A 16,614-nucleotide genomic window follows, 5' to 3' on the forward strand; every position below is an offset into this window, starting at 1 on the left:
GAGCCACCGCGCCCGTCACACTTACCGCACCGCCTCCGCATGGCGGTCCAGGAACGAACCCACCTCCCCCCGCCCCCGCTCCGGCGCAAGCACGCTCGCCGTGTCCGACAGCATCGACTGGATGCGCGACGACTGGACCCCGTCCAGCAGGTCCAGCACCTGGTGGCCCGCCTCCGCCGCCTCGTCGGGGAAACCCCCGCGCGCCAGGTCCGCCGCCAGTTCCGCGCGATACAGCGCCAGGTTGCGGGTGAAGCGGCGGTCCTGGAGGGCCGCCGCCCGGCGCGCGTGGCGGGCCGCGCGTGGCCATTCGCCCAGCGCCGCCCAGCACTGCGCCTGCAGCGCCTCCAGCTCGGGCTCCCCGAAGAACGACATCCACTCCGGATCCGCCTCCGCCGCCCCCCGGTCGAAGTACGCATGCGCCCGGGCCAGCGACTTCTCGCAGCCCGACCGGTCCCCCAGCCCCGCCCAGCCGCCCGCCTCCCGCAGCGAGAGCAGCGACAGCAGCCGCGGTGAGGCCAGCCGGCGGGCCGCCTGCTGGCCCGCCTGGGCCGAGCGCACCGCCTCCCGGTGCCGGCCCGCGTCCCGCGCCAGGAACGACGTATTGCAGAAGGCGTGCGCCTCCAGTGCCTCGTCGCCCGCCACCCGCGCCGTCGCCAGCGCCTCCGCGTAGTGCGAACGCGCATCGTCGAAGCGGCCCGAGTCGTGCGCGAGCCAGCCCACCGAGATGGCGAGTTCGCCCGCCCCCGCGTGCAGCCGGTCCGCGGTCGAACGGCGTGCCGTCAGTCCCGCGTCGAGCAGCGCGTACGCGGCCCGCAGCGGCTGCGCGGCCCGCTGGTAGAGCCCGTCCGCGCCGTGCCGGTCGTCGAGCAGCCGGATGCGCCGTACCGCTTCCTCGACGGCGTTCACCTCCGCGTCGCCGACCCGGCGCTGAGCGGGCACGAGACCGAGGCCGAGCCCGAGGGACGCGGCCGCCACCGTGGCGGGGCCGCTCGTCATGAATGCGCGACGCAGCACGTCGCTCACCTCGTCGATGTTGCTGTCAAAGGGACTGTTGGGACTGGCGAGACTGCTGGAACTGGTGGGGCTGTCACATGGACGGAGACAAGCACTGTCTGGTTCCGGCGGGCGGCCCCTACCGCCCCGCCCGCCCCGCACCTGCTCCCGTGCCGTGAACCCCAGGTCCGCCAGCGCCAGACCGGGAAACATGTGCAGAAACACCCGCTCGTACGCGTAGTTCGGACAGCGGATCTCGCCCGCCTCGACGCGCCCGATGTAGCGGGCGTCGCACGAGACTTGCTCGCCGATCTGCCGGGCGGCCTTGCGTACGGCCGCCGCGAACTCCCCAGGCGAGCGCTGTCCGCGCAGCCTGCGAAAGGCGAGGTTGGGAACTGCCCGTGCTGCCTGAGACGATGACGATGACGACGCCATGGCCGAGCCCTCTCTTGGTGCAGCTCTTCATGCAGCCGTGTTCCGGCGGAGCAAGAACGTACCCGCTGTGACGGGCCACTTACACAGAGTTTGCCTACAAAAGGGATATCTCCTCCTCGATCTGCCATGAACTGCCACCCTTTGCGGCGGCGTGCCGCCGTAGCCCTTGACGCGTACAGGCGTTGAACCCTTCGGAGGCCCGATACGTGTCTCCACTCGAGCGAGGAGGGGATCCCCTTGTTGGAGGTCGGCATGAAGACCAGCGCCAACCGCGACGCGAACGGCTCCGGCACGACTGCGACGACTGCTCGCCACAGGCCAACCCCGGACAGCAGCGCACCACCCCACAGAGCCCCGGCCGATGACGACACCGAACCCTGCGACCTGGTGACCGTCCCTGCCCGCCAGGGGCTCGAGGCGGTGGACATCCTGCGCCGCGGCGCGGACGCCCCGGCCGTCGGCCCGGTGATCCACGACGGCGCCTGCGACACCCTCGGCTTCCTGGTGCCGCCCGGCACCGCCGACGGCTGGGACATGCCGGGCAGCGCCTGTACGCAGACCTCTGGACGTGGTCTGCGCATCCCCGCCGAGCCCCCGGTCACCGGCTCCGGCTGGCTGCTGCCGCCGGACGACACGGGCCCGGTCACCGACCCGGAGGTGCTGCGCGAGGCGCTCGGCGAGGCGGCCCGCCTGATTGAGGCCGCCGACAACTGCGTATGAGCCGATAATGGCTGAGTAAGAGGGAATCCCGGCCGGTCTGCTCGCAGCCGGCGGGCCGGGCATCCGCGGACTCAGCGAGCGAGGAACGAGCGCGTGCAGCGTCGAGGAGCGTCGAGCGGGGGTACGAGTGCCCGGAGGCGAGCCGAGCGCAAAAAGGGCCCTGAGCCCGTCGTCGAGTACGTCGACGGCGGGCTCGCGGAGCTGATACCCGACCCCGACCGGCCGCGCGGCTGGACGCTGCTCGTCGACGGCGCCCCGCAGTCCCATGTCGACCTCGACGACCCGGCCCATCTCTCCTTCGAGTACCAGCGCCGCCTCGGCCATGTCGCCGATCTCACCGCCCCGCCGGGCCGCCCGCTTCAGGTCGTGCATCTCGGCGGCGGGGCCTTCACACTCGCCCGCTACATCGCGGCGACCCGCCCCCGTTCCACTCAGCAGATCGTCGAGCTGGATGCCTCGCTGGTCCAACTGGTCCGCAAACAGCTCCCGTTGGACCCCGGCACCCGCATACGGGTCCGGTCCAACGATGCCCGTGCCGGGCTCGCCAAGGTCCCGGACGGCTGGGCGGACCTGCTGATAGCCGATGTCTTCAGCGGCGCCCGCACCCCCGCGCATCTGACCAGTACGGAATTCCTCGCCGAGGTGCGCAGGGTTCTGGCGCCGGGCGGGCAGTACACGGCGAACCTCGCCGACGGGCCGCCGCTGGCTCATATTCGCGCCCAGGTCGCCACCGCCGCGGCCGTCTTCCCCGAACTCGCGCTCGCGGCCGATCCGACCGTGCTGCGCGGCCGCCGCTTCGGCAATGCGGTGCTGCTCGCCTCCGACCTGCCGCTGCCCGTCGCCGAACTGACCAGGCGGGTGGCGAGCGACCCGCACCCCGGCCGGGTCGAACACGGCAGAGCGCTGGTCGACTTCACGGGCGGCGCGGCCGCGGTCACCGACGCGCGTGCGAAGCCCTCGCCCGTACCGCCGCCGGAGGCGTTCCGCTAGGGCGCCAGTGACCGTCAGCGGTCGTCGAACTCGACCGTCGGCGGATGGCCGTTCCAGGTGCAGAACACCGAGACCTCGCGGCCGTTCTGGGTGAACGTCACCCGGATCCATTCCGGCTGCTTCCAGACCTGCATCTGCCAGCCCGAGTCCGGCGTCGCCGAGACCAGTTCGGCCGACGTCTTGCCGATGTCGAAGACGACCCGGCCGCCATCGACCGTATAGCCCTTCACATTTCCGGACGTTGGCGGCGAATAGGCAGGCGACGACGCCGACGTGTTCTTGGACGGCTTCGCGGCCGGCGGTGTGGCCGACGGCTTGCGGTCCTTGTTTGCCGCGTTTGCCGCGTCCGATTTCGACGGCGACGGGCTCGGCGGCCGCTGCGTGGAGGAGGCCAGTGGCTTCGCGCCCTGCGTGGTGACCGAGTCGGCGCTGATGGGCAGCGCGCGCGGCCGGTCGTACGCAGTCCCGGACATGACGGTGTGGACGCCCCACCAGGAGAGCGTGACCGCCGCTCCGGTGGACAGCGACCACGCCATGGCATGTACGAGTCCTCTGCGCATCGGGCCCATACTGCACCACGCGCCCCACAGCTGTCCCGCGTCCCATGGTTGTCTCTCGGTTCACCCACGGGACCGACGTACTCCGAATGGCGTACGGTGCCGCCCATGGCAAGTGTGCTCGTGGTCGAGGACGACCAGTTCGTGCGCTCCGCCCTCATCCGGCACTTGACCGAGGCCTCCCACACGGTACGGAGCGTCGGCACGGCCCTCGAGGCGCTGCGCGAGGTGGCCCATTTCCGTTTCGACGTCGTCATCCTCGACCTCGGCCTGCCCGATCTGGACGGGTCCGAGGCGCTGAAGATGCTGCGCGGCATCACCGACGTACCGGTGATCATCGCGACCGCGCGGGACGACGAGGCGGAGATCGTACGGCTGCTCAACGACGGTGCCGACGACTACCTCATCAAGCCCTTCTCGGTGGAGCATCTGTCCGCGCGGATGGCCGCCGTGCTGCGCCGATCGCGGGCCTCGGCCGCGGACGCGCCGCCCTCGCGCGTCATCCAGGTCGGCGGGCTCTCCATCGACCCGTTGCGCAGGCAGGCCGAGCTGGACGGGGTGGCGCTCGATCTCACCCGCCGCGAGTTCGACCTGCTGGCGTTCCTGGCCGGGCGGCCGGGCGTCGTCGTACCACGCAAGGAACTGCTCGCCGAGGTCTGGCAGCAGAGCTACGGCGACGACCAGACCATTGACGTACATCTGTCGTGGCTGCGGCGGAAGTTGGGCGAAACCGCGGCCAGGCCCCGGTACCTTCACACCCTGCGCGGAGTCGGCGTCAAGCTGGAGCCGCCGAACGGACACAGGTCGAGCGGACCCCAGTCGAACGGACACCGGCCATGAGATGGGCCCTGGTCAAGGTCTCCCTGGCCGTCACAGCGATGGTCGTGGTGGCCTTCGCGTTCCCGCTCGGGCTCGTCATCAGGGAGATGGCCAGCGACCGGGCCTTCTCCAACGCCGAGCGGCAGGCCGCAGCCATCGGCCCGACCCTCTCCATCACGGCCGAACGCGATCCGCTGGAGCGGGCCGTGATGTCCACGCAGGCCGGCGCGGCCGGGCGGATGGCCGTGCACATCCCGGCCTCCGGTGAGCCGGGCAGCCAGCCGGTGACCATCGGCACCCGCCGGGCCGCGCAGAAGGACCTGGCCACCACCCAACGCCTCGGCCGCGCCTCCATCACGGAGGTGACCGACGGCTCCGCGCTGCTCCAGCCGACCGCCATCAGCACCGGCCAGATCGCGGTCGTCGAGGTCTTCGTACCCGAGGACGAGGTCTCCAACGGCGTCGGCACGGCCTGGCTGGTGCTCGGCGGCGTCGGCATCGCGCTGATCGTCGGCTCGGTCGCGGTCGCGGACCGGCTCGGCGTGCGGATGGTGCAGCCCGCCCAGCGGCTCGCGGGCGCCGCGCACGACCTGGGCGAGGGCAAACTGGGGGCGCGCGTCCCGGAGGAGGGGCCGACCGAACTGCGCTCCGCCGCGATCGCCTTCAACTCCATGGCCGACCAGGTGGTCCAGCTCCTCGCCAATGAGCGCGAGCTCGCGGCCGACCTGTCGCACCGGCTGCGTACACCGCTGACCGTGCTGCGCCTCAACGCCGCCTCGCTCGGCGAAGGACCCGCCGCCGACCAGACCAGGGCGGCCGTCGAACAGCTTGAGCGCGAGGTCGACACGATCATCCGCACGGCGCGCGATGCCAAGCCGCAGACCGCGGCGACCGGCCCCGGCGCGGGGTGCGACGCCGCCGAAGTCGTCCGGGAGCGGATGGACTTCTGGTCGGCGCTCGCGGAGGACGAGGGCCGCAAGGTGCGGGTCGCGGGCGTCGACCGGCCCGTACGCATCCCGGTGGGCCGCCCCGAACTGGCCGCCGCGCTCGACGCGCTGCTCGGCAATGTCTTCCGCCACACCGCGGAGGGCACGGCCTTCTCGGTCGACCTGCACAACGGCGGGGACGCGGTCATCGTGCTGGTCTCGGACGCGGGTGAGGGCATCGACGACCCGGAGGCGGCGATGGCCCGCGGCAACAGCGGGGGCAGGGACGGCTCGACGGGGCTCGGCCTGGACATCGTGCGCAGGGTGGCGGAGTCGACGGGCGGGGACGTACGGATCGGCAGGTCGGTGCTCGGCGGCACGGAGGTACGGATCTGGATCGGCCTCGACCCACGCGAGGGCGCGCCGGGGGAGCGGAGCCGGGGACACCGGGGGACGGTCAGGCGCCGCAGGCGGGCGACGGCGTAGTGCGCTGAGGCCGGTGCCGCGGACCACTCGGTGGGTCGCCCGAGCCGGCTCGACCGGGCTCACCTGCGCTCGCACTGGTCTCGACCATTAATCCGCTCCGATGCCTTCCTTAAGGCCGCCCTAAGAAGTCCAACCCCCGCCCCGAACAGGCCATTTGTCCGTTTCACGACCGCTAGCGTGCTGCCACATCCCCCACCCCCGTAACGCAGAGGCAGGCACGCAATGGGCAGCACTACGCACCGGCGCACGGCAAGCGCAAAGACCAAGGCGCTCGGCGCCATTGTCGCGGCCGCGGTGATCGGCGGCGCGGCGTTCGCCCTCACGGGCACTGCGCAGGCCGCGTCCGTCGGCGCCGCCTACACCAAGACGAGCTCCTGGACCGGCGGTTACACCGGCCAGTACGTCATCACCAACGACACCGACAAGGCGCAGTCGGACTGGACGCTCGAATTCGATCTGCCCGCGGGTACCACGATCAGCTCGCTGTGGAACGGCGAGCACACCGTCAGCGGTCAACACGTCACCGTGAAGCCCGCCAGCTGGAACAAGCAGCTCGCGCCCGGTGCCTCGGTGACCGTCGGCTTCGTCACCGCCGCGAGCGGCAGCGCGACCGTCGCCGACCCGACCTCCTGTCTCATCGACAAGGTGAAGTGCTCGGTCGACGACGGCGCGACCCCGCAGCCGAGCGGCCGCCCCACCGAGCAGCCGACGCCCACCCCCACCCCGACGGCGAGCTCCACGCCCACCAAGCCCCCGACCTCGACTCCGACGCCGACTCCCACGCCCACGACGCCCGGCACCGGGTCCGGCGCGGGCTTCGCGCCGTACGTCGACACGTCCCTCTACCCCGCGTACGACCTGGTGGACACGGCGACCAAGACCGGGGTCAAGGAGTTCAACCTGGCCTTCATCACCTCCGGCGGCAGCTGCGCCCCCCTCTGGGGTGGCGTCACCGACCTCGCCAGCGACAAGGTGGCCTCCCAGATAGGCGCGCTGCGCGCCAAGGGCGGTGACGTCCGGGTCTCCTTCGGCGGCGCCGCGGGCTCCGAGCTCGCGCTCAGGTGTTCCTCCGCCGACGAGCTGGCGAAGGCCTACGGCAAGGTCGTCGACGAGTACAAGCTCACCAAGGCCGACTTCGACATCGAGGGCGCGGCACTGCCGGACACCGCCGCCAACTCCCGCCGCTCGCAGGCCATCGCGCAGCTCCAGAAGTCCCACCCGAACCTCGATGTCTCCTTCACGCTGCCCGTGATGCCCGAGGGGCTGACCCAGCCCGGCGTGGACCTGGTCGCCGACGCCAAGAAGAACGGCGTGAAGATCTCTGCCGTCAACATCATGGCGATGGACTACGGACCGGCCTACAGCGGTGACATGGGCCAGTACGCGATCCAGGCGGCGACCGCGACCCAGGCGCAGATCAAGGGCGTGCTCGGGCTCTCGGACGCGGCCGCGTGGAAGGCCGTCGCCGTCACCCCGATGATCGGCGTCAACGACGTCGCGACCGAGATCTTCAAGGTCGAGGACGCCACTCAGCTGGTCGACTTCGCGAAGTCGAAGAACCTGGGCTGGCTGGCGATGTGGTCCTCGGCGCGTGACAAGGAGTGCGCGGGCGGCGCCAAGCCGACCGCGGACGCGACGTGCAGCTCGATCGTTCAGGAGCCGCTGGCCTTCACGAAGGCGTTCGCCGCCTTCAAGTAGGCACGACGAGCACGTCGTCCCCCCACCCGCGCGTCCCGGCCGGACTTCCCCCCACCCGGCCGGGACGCGCGCTCTCGCCGGTCAGTGCGGTGCGTGCCCGCCGAGCACGGCGACGGCCCGGTCGAAGGCCGAGTCCCGGCCGTGCTCGAACTCCTCCTCGGTGAAGACCGGTTCGCGCAGGTGCGGCGGGATGCCCGGACCGTCGAAGGTCGCTCCCGTACGGGTCAGGAACTCCTCGTTCGGGAGCATGAACGCCCAGCCGTTCGGCAGCGCGCGCATCATGGTGTCCGAGAACACGCCCTGCGTGTGCTCGCCGATCCTGACCGTCCGGCCGGGACGCTCCATCAGAGCCTGGGTGAACGTCTCCCCGGCGCTGACCGTCGAGCCGCCGGTCAGCACGGCCACCGGGCCGGTGTAGCGGGGAGCCGCCGCGGGCCGTACGTACTGCGGCTGCGGGCGGGTGAAACGGGTCGGGTCGGCCGGCTCGTTCCTGTTCCGCTTGGCGTAGGCGAAGTAGGGGCGGTCGGTCAGCCGCCCGGCGAGCTGGAGCCCCAGGGAGTCCGAGCCGCCGCCGTTGATCCGCAGGTCGATGACGAGGCCGCGCAGGCGGGCGGTGTTCGCGGGGGTGAGGATCGCGTCCAGGGCTTCGTCCAGTGCGGCGCTGTTGGCCGCGAAGTCCTCGGCCTTGGCGTATCCGCCGAATCCGGACACCCGCAAGTACCCCTGCCTGCCCGGAAGTTCGGCGTACGAGATGCGGCCGTTCGCGAACTGCTGCAGCTTCTTGCCCGACAGGTCCCGCTTCTCGATGTACGACGTGACCTTCGCGTCCAGTTCCTTGGTGGGAATGACGGTCCCCGGCCGCGCCATGCCGTAGGCCCCGGTTTTGCCCGCGAACACGGCGACATGCATGTCATGCAGGGGCGAGACCATCTCCCGGAAGACCGCGAAGAGTTCGGCGTCGGTCGTGCCCGCGTGGAGGCGGGGGCGGTAGCGGTCCCGTACGGCGTGCCAGTCGATGCCCTTGGCGGCGAAGAAGGGGTAGTTCTCCTCGAAGGTCTGCCAGAAGATGTCGAAGGCGGCGACCGGACCGCCGGGCGCCGGTGTGAGGCAGCCGGCGGGCAGGGCGTCGATCCGCCGCAGCCCGCGGTCGCCGGGCGAGCCGTCGATGTGGAACGCCGCCCGGTCCGGCCGCCCCTTGGACCGTACGGTGAAGACGAAGCCGTCGTCGCCTGCGTACCGCGCCGTCCCGCCCTGCCCGCCCGCGCGCTCGGCGCCGATGCCCTTGACGCAGCTGACGTCAGTGACCTGGTACTCCTGCAGGTGGCCCGCGTCCAGCGTCAGCACCTCACCGTATCCGTCCACCCGCCACACCCCGGTCGGCGGCGTCGCCGGCTGTGCGCTCGCCGCGGGGGCGAGCGGCAGGGCCATGCCCGCGGTGACGGCCAGCAGCGCGGCTGCCGCGACGGTCCTGCAGATGGTGCCCGATCCACTCCTGCGCTGCATGGTCATGCCTTCCCCGTACGTGGTCGATCCGGTAGCACCACGATCGGCCCGCGGCGTCTTGTGGGACATCCCGCTGTCAGGTCGGTATGGGGTGGGGAAAACCCCCGTGAGGTGTGAGTGATTCATGCCGCCACTGCGTACTGATGGGCAACCCGGTACTGCTGCGGCACGCCCGTCGGGGTGACGTGGCCGGTGCTCAGCGAGGACTGAGGCTCACTGAGCCTTGGCGGTTCACCGAGCCCCGGCGGTTCACCGAGCCCTGGCGCGCCTCCTGAGCACAACCACCGCGCCTGCCACCGAAGTGAGGGCGACCGCGCCTCCGCCCGCCCACGCGGCTGTGGGCGCTCCAGTGCCGGCCGAGTCGCCGGCGAGGGGCTGCTTGCCGGTAGCGCAGTCGCCCGTGCCGGACACGACGCGGTACCGCGCCCAGACGGTGCGCCGGGCCTCGGGCCGTGGGTCGTTCTTGTCGTCGCGGTAGACGGCGTACAGACCGGGTTTCGCGTCGCAGGCGATCGTCGCCGTGGCCGTGAGGACGTTCTTCCCGCCCCGCAGTACGGGTTTCCCGGTGAAGGCGGGGGAGTTGAGGGCGACCGCCCCGTCGGCAGCCATGCTGTCGCTGGCCGTGATCCGGCCGCCGGCCGGGACGGCCCGTACGTCCCACTCGGTCTGAGGCCATGGCGCACCCTTGTCCCAGTGCTCTTCCTTCGACGTGGGCGGCAGGTTCTTCAGCTTCGTCCGGCACTTCTGCAGCGCGGCCGCGTCTGCCTTCTCGACCCGTACCTTCGTGAAGAGCGAGCCGTCGTCGCCGAGCAGGACCGGGTAGGTGCCGGGCTTTGCATCGCACTTGACGGCGACGGTCGCGGTCAGCCGGGGCGCGTTCATCCGCAGGGTGCCGTCGGAGAGGAAGGCCTTCGAACGGACCGTGAGCCCGTTTGCGACCTCGCCCGCACGGAGGTCCACCGCGAGGACGTCGCCGGGCCGGACGGGGCGGGTGTTCTTGGGGCCGTACGGCAGCGGGTCGGCCGCGAGGGCGGGAGCCGCCGCGCTCAGCACGCACCCGAGGGACAGCAGTGCGGCGGCTGCGGCGCGGAGGTGACTCATGGCGGCCCCGTTTTTGTGGCGTTTACACCCATTGAACCGTACAACTGTGCAATTGTCGCTGGGTTACGGATGTTGATCCTCTACTAGAAAGACAGTGTGTTGCGCTCACATTGGTTGCCTGCTCTTGCGCTCTTTCTTCTCGCGGGAGCACTCGGCACCGGTCCCGCCACGGCGGCGACCGGCCCGCCCACCCCCAAGCCGACCGTGGCCGAGGAGGAGTTCTGGACGGCCGAGCGCATGGCGGAGGCGGTGCCGGTCGACGCCGCGAGGGACAGGGCGCCGTCGATGGCCTCGGCCCGGGCGGCCGGTCCGCGGGTCGCGCCCCCCGGCACCAAAAAGGGTGAGTACTTCGGCGGCCTGCCGATGGTGGGCACGTTCTTCTACAAGGCGAGGCCGTTCGGCGGCAAGGCGACCTCCTGCACGGGCAGCGTCGTCCACAGCGGCACCAAGGACCTGGTCCTGACCGCCGGTCACTGCGGCAACGGCCTCAAGGCAGCCACGCAGCGCATCTTCGTGCCGCAGTACCGCCATGGAGCCGCTGTCGCCGACCAGCCCAGTGGCGTCTTCGGGGTGAACAGAGTCTTCGTGGACCCGAGGTACGAGCAGAACACCAAGAAGCCCGTCTCCGACCTGGACTTCGCGTTCGTGCGAGTCGCCCCCAACGGCAAGGGCAAGGCCGAGGACGTCACCGGAGCGCTCACCTTCACCCAGGCTTCCGGCTACCGCCACAACGCGACCGTGATCGGCTACCCCAGTGGCGAGAGCGTCAACAAGAAGCACCAGGCGCTCCGCTGCAACGTCGCCACCTCGCGCCTGACCAACTTCCGCCAGATACAGATGACCTGCGGCGGCTTCTACGGCGGGGTCTCCGGCGGCCCCTGGATCACGGGCTACAACCCCACCACCCGCACCGGAAAGGTCATCGGGAACACGGGCGGCTACAACGGCGGCGGCAATGACCAGAACGTCGACTGGATCAGCTACGCGCCGGTCTACGGCAAGGATGCCCAGGCCCTCTACAACGACGCTGTCGCGGGCACCAGCGACGAGGACATCAAGCGCCCTCCGTACGTGCCGGCGAACAGCCGCCCGTATCTGCCGGGCAACGGCGCGCTCTGGAAGCACGCCAGGCTCCTGGCCTCCGGCGACTTCTCGAACACCGGCCACAGCGATCTGATCGTGGTGTGGACGGACGGCGCGACCGCCCTCTACCCCGGCGACGGCAAGGGCGGCTTCAGGCCGGGGCGGCGGCTGCTGCCGGCGAATGCCCTCTGGAAGAACGCCGGGGCCATCACCGGCGGCGACTTCACCGGCTCCAACCAGTTCGACCTGCTGGTGCGCTGGAACGACGGAGCAGTCACCCTCCACCCGGACGTGAGCACCAAGGGCCTCAGCAAGCCCGGGACCCAGATGGCCAAGAAGGGCTCCATCTGGAAATCCGCCACGCAGATATCGGCGGGCCGCTTCAACGCCGGCGCGTACGTCACGGATCTGGTGGTGCGCTGGAAGGACGGCGAGCTCAGCCTCTACACCAAGGTGAGCTCCGGGACCTTCGGGCAGGAGCACAGGCTGCGGGCGGCCGACCCGCTCTGGGCGCGGGCCACGCTGCTCACCAGCGGGCAGTTCTCCGGGAACCACAAGTGGGACCTCATGATCCGCCGGTCCGACGGTGAGGTCGACAATTACGTCGGCACCACGACAGCCGGCCTCGGCACGGTGAAGCGCGTCCTGGACAGCAATGAGCTGTGGGCGCAGCACGGCTCCGTCGTCTCCGCCGGCGGTTACACCGCCAACGGCCTGGCCGACGACCTCCTCGTACGGTGGTCGGACGGCGAGACCACGATGTACACGGACACACGGGCCGACGCGCTTGGCGACGGGGTGATGCTGGTCGCGCCCTGAACCCCTGACGTGCCTCCCGGCCGTCCACGGCGGCCGGGGGGCACGATGCGGGTGCTGGGCAAAGCCCCCTATCGCGATCAGCAAAAGGCGCCTCGGAGTGACGAAAAGGCGGAGCGATCCCGGGCGGGTCGCCCGCGGCGGGGCCAGCTGTCCGTCGAAGCGAACCCAGTCCGCGGCCGTCCTTGTCATCCAATCCCGTCGCCGCAGGTCACATGGCTCGGGGTGCCTGAAGGACACCCCTTGGCGAGCGTGACCTCCGACAGCGACGGCCGTTGATCAGATCATGATGAAGCGAAGCATCCTCGCCACTGCCGTTCTCGCTGTCGGCACGGCCGTCCTCGCCGCCGCACCAGCACACGCAGGACTCCTCGACGGCACTCTCGACAACGCCCACATCATCGACCATGTCTCGGCGCTGAACACGAACATCAACAGCGACCCGCAGACCACCGAGAACACCAACGCCAACACCCGCGCCGACGGCAGCCTGAACAACTCCATCGGTCAGCACCAGTAAGGCGCTCACCCCAACTGCCACCGTCCGGTTACTCCAATACGGGATCCCACGTACCCGAACTCTGCCGCCACGGCAGAACGCTCGGCAGCGGCAGCGGACCGTGTGCCGTCACCGCGCGCCTTCAAGCTGATCCACACCGCCGCGCCAGACAGCGCGGGGGCCAACCACGCCGGCGGATCTCCCCAGTTCATGACCGGACACTGCGTCAGCTGCACTACCCCGAACCGGGCTCCAGCGCGCTCGGACACATCTGGACAGAACATGTCATCGCCGCGTAACAGCCCCACCAGTAGGCGTCAGGGCGGCGACTCGGCCCACGTTTCCGGGCCGCCGCCCCGCCACTCGATCAGCTCCGGGTCATCGATCGCAGTGTCCGCCTCGGGCAGCTCCGCACGGCGCAAGAACTCCAGCACGTCGAACAGGTTGTACGCGGTACCCGCGGCCTCGCCACGGATCGTCACCCGCCTACCGCCGTCCGGCGACAACGAGTGAACGACCACAGGCGCTCCATCCATGATCTCAGCGTCCATCCGAACGGGCCCCGACGCATCCGGACAGCACGTAGCCCCCGACCATGACAGTCGGGGGTCAGCTGTGCACGGGCTCCTCCTCGGTAAGTGAGGGCTCTTCGGCAGTCCCTTCTCTACCGCCTTCTTCACCGCAGGCAGCCACGTGCGGTTGTAGTGGTTGGCGTGCCGGCACGCCCCGGCCTTGGCGGCGCGGAACACATGGCGCGGCGCCTGACGGCGGGGCGCCGGGCGGGCCACGGGATGTACGCCATGGCGGAGACCATGAGCCGGGTTCAGCGGCAGCGGACCCCCACGGGACCCCGTGGTTTCGGGCATGACGAAGGGCCGACCTGTTCTCACAGGTCGGCCCTTGATCATTCAGGGTGAGTAACGGGACTCGAACCTGTTTTTTGACCCTATTGTGACCTGCGACGATGCCGAAAACCGGGCCAAATGGGGTTTCTTCGATGTCGTTCGATGCCGCTCAGGCCCCCTCGATGCCCGTCCGTTTGGCCACGGCCAAACGGGTAACAGGGGAGCCGCCAGCGCGGCCGCGGGGTGAGTAGCAAACTCCGGTATCGCGATCAGCAAAAGACAGCGCCTCCGTCCGAAGACAGGGGCGCCGACGGCCGCTCCGATCCGCCTGGGGTGGGCACGGAGGGCCGGTCTGGAATGGGGCCCGGGTAGGTGGAGCCCACATCTGCTCTACGGGGCAGTTCGGCCCGTCCGTCCCGACGAGGCCGACGTCTTTGGGCCAGAGAAGAGCCCCGGCCTGCCCACGACGGGGGCGCAGGCAGACCGGGGCCAGGCAGCGGACGCCCGTACTGCTCGCCATCGGGCGACCCGCTTCCGCGCCCGCGCGGCCCACTCGGAAGAGCACGCGGGCGCGGGGCTCATGCGGCGCGGTTCACGTCACGCCGCAGACGCCGCGACGCATGGCAGGAACAGCCACAGCGCAGCACCTCGATCGGCTCTTCCCACGCTGGCGCACCTGCACGACGCACGACGGCCGGCCCCGGGCACTCGCCGCATTCCCCGATCCGGCAGGCAGGCGCCTTCTCGTCGGCGCTCACTGCGGCTCCGGCCCGCGGTTGGGCCACTCCTTGCGCGCGATCATGTTGCGGTGGTTGCCCGTGGCGTGAGGGCGCAGCCTGCAACGCGTCTCGGCGCCGGGCTTCTTGACCCAGCAGAGGAAGGGGAGCAGCACGCGCCCCGGCGTGGTGACGGGCTTCACGGGCATGACGCGACCGCCAGCACCTTCAGCCCGCGCTCCTCACGGCACGGTGCGCACGCCGACAGTGCATACGGGGCGGCGCCGGACGGGCGCTCAACAACCTGGATCACCTCGGCCGTCTCGGACATGCTGCCGTGCAAATGGCAGAAGCCGGACGGTCCCGCGTCGGAGGCCCCCGAGGGGCGGGTGTTGGAGTCCATGCTCTGGACCGTAGGAACGGCCCGGGGTGGCGCGCGCCACGATTGCGCGGGATTGCGCGAGCCGCCCGTGCGGTTGATCGGGGTTGCTCACACGGGCTGGAGCTGAGCTCGTGCTCGGGCAATCAGCCGGTGCGCCCGTGGCCCGTACGCCGCAGCCTCGTTCAGCCCGTCCCACACCCTGCCGTACAGCTCGACGTCCTCGGCCGAGTCGTACGACAACTCCGTGTTGATCGTCTCGACGACGACGCGCTCCTCATCGAAGATCCAGAACCCATGCTTCGGGGTCAGCGGCAACGCCGCGCCGAGGGGCACGATGCCCAGCTCTACCGTGCTCATCCCGATCAGCCCAACGAGCCGGTCCAGCTGCCCGGCCATCACCTCGCGCGGGCAGATCAGCGCATGCAGGGCGCCCTCCCACACCAGGACACGGAACAGCTTGCCCGCCTCGTACAGCACCTCTTGACGGCGCATCCGGGCGTGCACAGCCTCCTCGGTGTCGCGAGGGGAACGCATCAACTCGGCGTTCTGGACGAGCAAGTTCCGGGCGTAGCCCGGCGTCTGGAACAGGCCGGGGATGACGGTGGCCTCGTACCCGCGCATAGTGGCGGTGCGCTGGTACTCGACGACGTACCGGTCCTGCACGGACCGGTGGCCGGCGGCGAGCTGCCGGCGCCATGAGCGCTGCTGGGACTCCAGTCCGCGTCGGCGGCTCTCCAGGTCGGCGGCCTGCGATGGTGCGCCGACAGCACGGGCCCATTCCTCGAGGTCGGTCGCGGTAGCGGTCTGCTTCCCGTTTTCGAGTCTCGATACTTTCGAGCGCTGCCAGCCGAGCCGCTCGGCCATGTCCTTAACGTTCAGGCCTGCCTCGGCGCGCAGCTCGCGCAAGCGCGCGCCGAGGGCGACCCTCGCGCTCTGAAAGTCCGTGCTCACACGGACGAACGTACCTGCGCCCACACCTCAGCAGTAGGGACAGCGACGCGCCATGCTGCGTCCCTCGCCCGGCAGGCCGCGAGGACCTCCGCTTCGTCGTCGATCAGCTCCACCCCGATCGTGGTGTCGGTGTCGTCGATGTGCATGCGGACCAGGACGCGGGAGTCGAAGAGCCACAGGTCGTGCCCCGGCAGCTCCAGTCGCTCAGCCTCGGTCCGGGTCAGGACGCGGATGTCCTCGCCCGCCTCGACGTTGCCGGCCGCGGTCGCCATGAGGAACCGCTGCCCGTCCGTGGGCGGTTCGTCGATGATCCGGACGCGGGAGAAGGTGGCGCCCTGCTCGGCCTTCGCGCACACGTTGAGGTTCCACGGGTGGCCTGGCTCTGGCGGCGGCTCGATGCCGTGCATGAATGCCTGGAAGCGGGCCCCCGCTCGGTCGGAGGCGTAGCCGCGGCGGGTCTCCAGGCGGAACGCGGTGTGCTCGAACTCCGTGAACAGGTGGGTGATCTCCTCGAAGGGGATCAGCGGTGGCACGGTTACTCCTTGGGGGCGAAGCGGGTCAGCAGCTCGCGGGGGATGACGACGAACGTCTCATGCTCGCCGACGTCGCGGAGCTGCGCGAGGTGCTCGGGGTCGGTCAGCTGGTCGCCCTGGACGATGATGTCGCCGGTCTCCTCGACCTCGTACAGCGTGGGGCAGTTGCCGTGCTCGGAGGTGGTGCCGATGAACTTGAGCGTCATGGGGTGCTCCGTTCTCGCTGGTCGGGGCTCCAGCATGCTGGCATCGCGGTTGCGGTGGTGGGCGGTTGCGCGAGATTGCCGAGGTGGGCTGCTCGGCGGATCGTTGCGCGCAACCCGGGCATGACGAAAGCGCCCCTGCCCTCCCCGAAGGGAGAACAGGGGGCAACGTGTTCGACGCTACGGGCGCCGCTGTGATCTGAGGTCGTCCGTGGCGAGCGTCATCTGCAATGTCGACGCCCCGACCGTCACCCCGACGACAGCGGAGCATTTCGAGTCGGGGCCATCCGCCGCCGGGTCGCCCTCGCATCCCTCCGAGGAAGGCGTCATTGCCGCGTGACCTGCGCCGAATCGACAT

At 70.5% G+C, this 16,614-nt stretch carries 17 protein-coding genes; 7 read left to right on the forward strand and 10 right to left on the reverse strand.

Annotated features, from left to right (window positions below):
- Window positions 1-21 precede the first annotated feature (21 nt).
- Entirely contained in the window at window positions 22-1,428 is a 1,407-nt protein-coding gene (locus tag OG729_RS25045; protein ID WP_405808158.1) for a tetratricopeptide repeat protein, read from the reverse strand.
- A 252-nt stretch (window positions 1,429-1,680) separates the two neighbouring features.
- Here OG729_RS25045 and OG729_RS25050 point away from each other — a divergent pair, with 252 nt between their 5' ends.
- Entirely contained in the window at window positions 1,681-2,148 is a 468-nt protein-coding gene (locus OG729_RS25050) for a hypothetical protein (RefSeq protein WP_360872500.1), read from the forward strand.
- 93 nt (window positions 2,149-2,241) lie between these two features.
- Window positions 2,242-3,138 (forward strand): spermidine synthase, encoded by an 897-nt coding sequence (locus OG729_RS25055; protein WP_405808159.1) that lies wholly within the window; start codon window positions 2,242-2,244, stop codon window positions 3,136-3,138.
- A 14-nt stretch (window positions 3,139-3,152) separates the two neighbouring features.
- On the opposite strand, the gene OG729_RS25060 is transcribed toward OG729_RS25055, so the two are convergent.
- The gene (locus tag OG729_RS25060; protein WP_405808160.1) at window positions 3,153-3,707 is read right to left on the reverse strand and encodes a hypothetical protein; all 555 of its coding nucleotides are present in this window, start codon (window positions 3,705-3,707) and stop codon (window positions 3,153-3,155) included.
- 96 nt (window positions 3,708-3,803) lie between these two features.
- Between OG729_RS25060 and OG729_RS25065 the strand changes: the two genes are divergently transcribed.
- From OG729_RS25065 to OG729_RS25075, 3 genes are all read left to right on the forward strand, one after another.
- A complete protein-coding gene (locus OG729_RS25065) occupies window positions 3,804-4,535 on the forward strand; it encodes a response regulator transcription factor (RefSeq protein WP_360872492.1) in 732 nt (243 codons plus the stop codon).
- Window positions 4,532-5,926, forward strand: coding sequence for a HAMP domain-containing sensor histidine kinase (locus OG729_RS25070; protein WP_360872489.1), 1,395 nt, complete (start codon window positions 4,532-4,534; stop codon window positions 5,924-5,926). Before OG729_RS25065 ends, OG729_RS25070 begins: the two co-directional genes overlap by 4 nt.
- Before the next feature lie 222 nt (window positions 5,927-6,148).
- Window positions 6,149-7,624 (forward strand): cellulose binding domain-containing protein, encoded by a 1,476-nt coding sequence (locus OG729_RS25075; protein ID WP_405808161.1) that lies wholly within the window; start codon window positions 6,149-6,151, stop codon window positions 7,622-7,624.
- 81 nt (window positions 7,625-7,705) lie between these two features.
- On the opposite strand, the gene OG729_RS25080 is transcribed toward OG729_RS25075, so the two are convergent.
- The gene (locus OG729_RS25080; RefSeq protein WP_405808162.1) at window positions 7,706-9,133 is read right to left on the reverse strand and encodes a S41 family peptidase; all 1,428 of its coding nucleotides are present in this window, start codon (window positions 9,131-9,133) and stop codon (window positions 7,706-7,708) included.
- Window positions 9,134-9,376: 243 nt separating this feature from the next.
- Entirely contained in the window at window positions 9,377-10,228 is an 852-nt protein-coding gene (locus tag OG729_RS25085) for a hypothetical protein (protein ID WP_405808163.1), read from the reverse strand.
- A 114-nt stretch (window positions 10,229-10,342) separates the two neighbouring features.
- Between OG729_RS25085 and OG729_RS25090 the strand changes: the two genes are divergently transcribed.
- The gene (locus OG729_RS25090) at window positions 10,343-12,130 is read left to right on the forward strand and encodes a trypsin-like serine protease (RefSeq protein WP_405808164.1); all 1,788 of its coding nucleotides are present in this window, start codon (window positions 10,343-10,345) and stop codon (window positions 12,128-12,130) included.
- Window positions 12,131-12,413: 283 nt separating this feature from the next.
- Window positions 12,414-12,647, forward strand: a complete 234-nt coding sequence (locus OG729_RS25095) for a hypothetical protein (protein ID WP_405808165.1) — start codon at window positions 12,414-12,416, stop codon at window positions 12,645-12,647.
- 296 nt (window positions 12,648-12,943) lie between these two features.
- Here OG729_RS25095 and OG729_RS25100 read toward each other — a convergent pair whose 3' ends face one another.
- From OG729_RS25100 to OG729_RS25125, 6 genes are all read right to left on the reverse strand, one after another.
- Window positions 12,944-13,162: a hypothetical protein gene (locus tag OG729_RS25100; protein WP_360872476.1), complete on the reverse strand. Its 219-nt coding sequence runs from the start codon at window positions 13,160-13,162 to the stop codon at window positions 12,944-12,946.
- A 1,063-nt stretch (window positions 13,163-14,225) separates the two neighbouring features.
- Window positions 14,226-14,396 (reverse strand): hypothetical protein, encoded by a 171-nt coding sequence (locus OG729_RS25105; protein ID WP_405808166.1) that lies wholly within the window; start codon window positions 14,394-14,396, stop codon window positions 14,226-14,228.
- On the reverse strand, window positions 14,387-14,590 hold the full coding sequence (locus OG729_RS25110; protein WP_405808167.1) for a hypothetical protein: 204 nt from the start codon (window positions 14,588-14,590) through the stop codon (window positions 14,387-14,389). The genes OG729_RS25105 and OG729_RS25110 overlap by 10 nt, the downstream gene beginning before the upstream one ends.
- 87 nt (window positions 14,591-14,677) lie before the next feature.
- Window positions 14,678-15,520 carry a helix-turn-helix domain-containing protein gene (locus OG729_RS25115; RefSeq protein WP_405808168.1) on the reverse strand — a complete coding sequence of 281 codons (843 nt, stop codon included), beginning with the start codon at window positions 15,518-15,520 and terminating at the stop codon, window positions 14,678-14,680.
- Window positions 15,517-16,053, reverse strand: coding sequence for a DUF6879 family protein (locus OG729_RS25120; protein ID WP_405808169.1), 537 nt, complete (start codon window positions 16,051-16,053; stop codon window positions 15,517-15,519). Before OG729_RS25120 ends, OG729_RS25115 begins: the two co-directional genes overlap by 4 nt.
- Before the next feature lie 2 nt (window positions 16,054-16,055).
- The gene (locus tag OG729_RS25125; protein ID WP_405808170.1) at window positions 16,056-16,259 is read right to left on the reverse strand and encodes a hypothetical protein; all 204 of its coding nucleotides are present in this window, start codon (window positions 16,257-16,259) and stop codon (window positions 16,056-16,058) included.
- Window positions 16,260-16,614: the final 355 nt, after the last annotated feature.

The organism is Streptomyces sp. NBC_00210 (genome assembly GCF_045160975.1).
Lineage (GTDB): Bacteria > Actinomycetota > Actinomycetes > Streptomycetales > Streptomycetaceae > Streptomyces.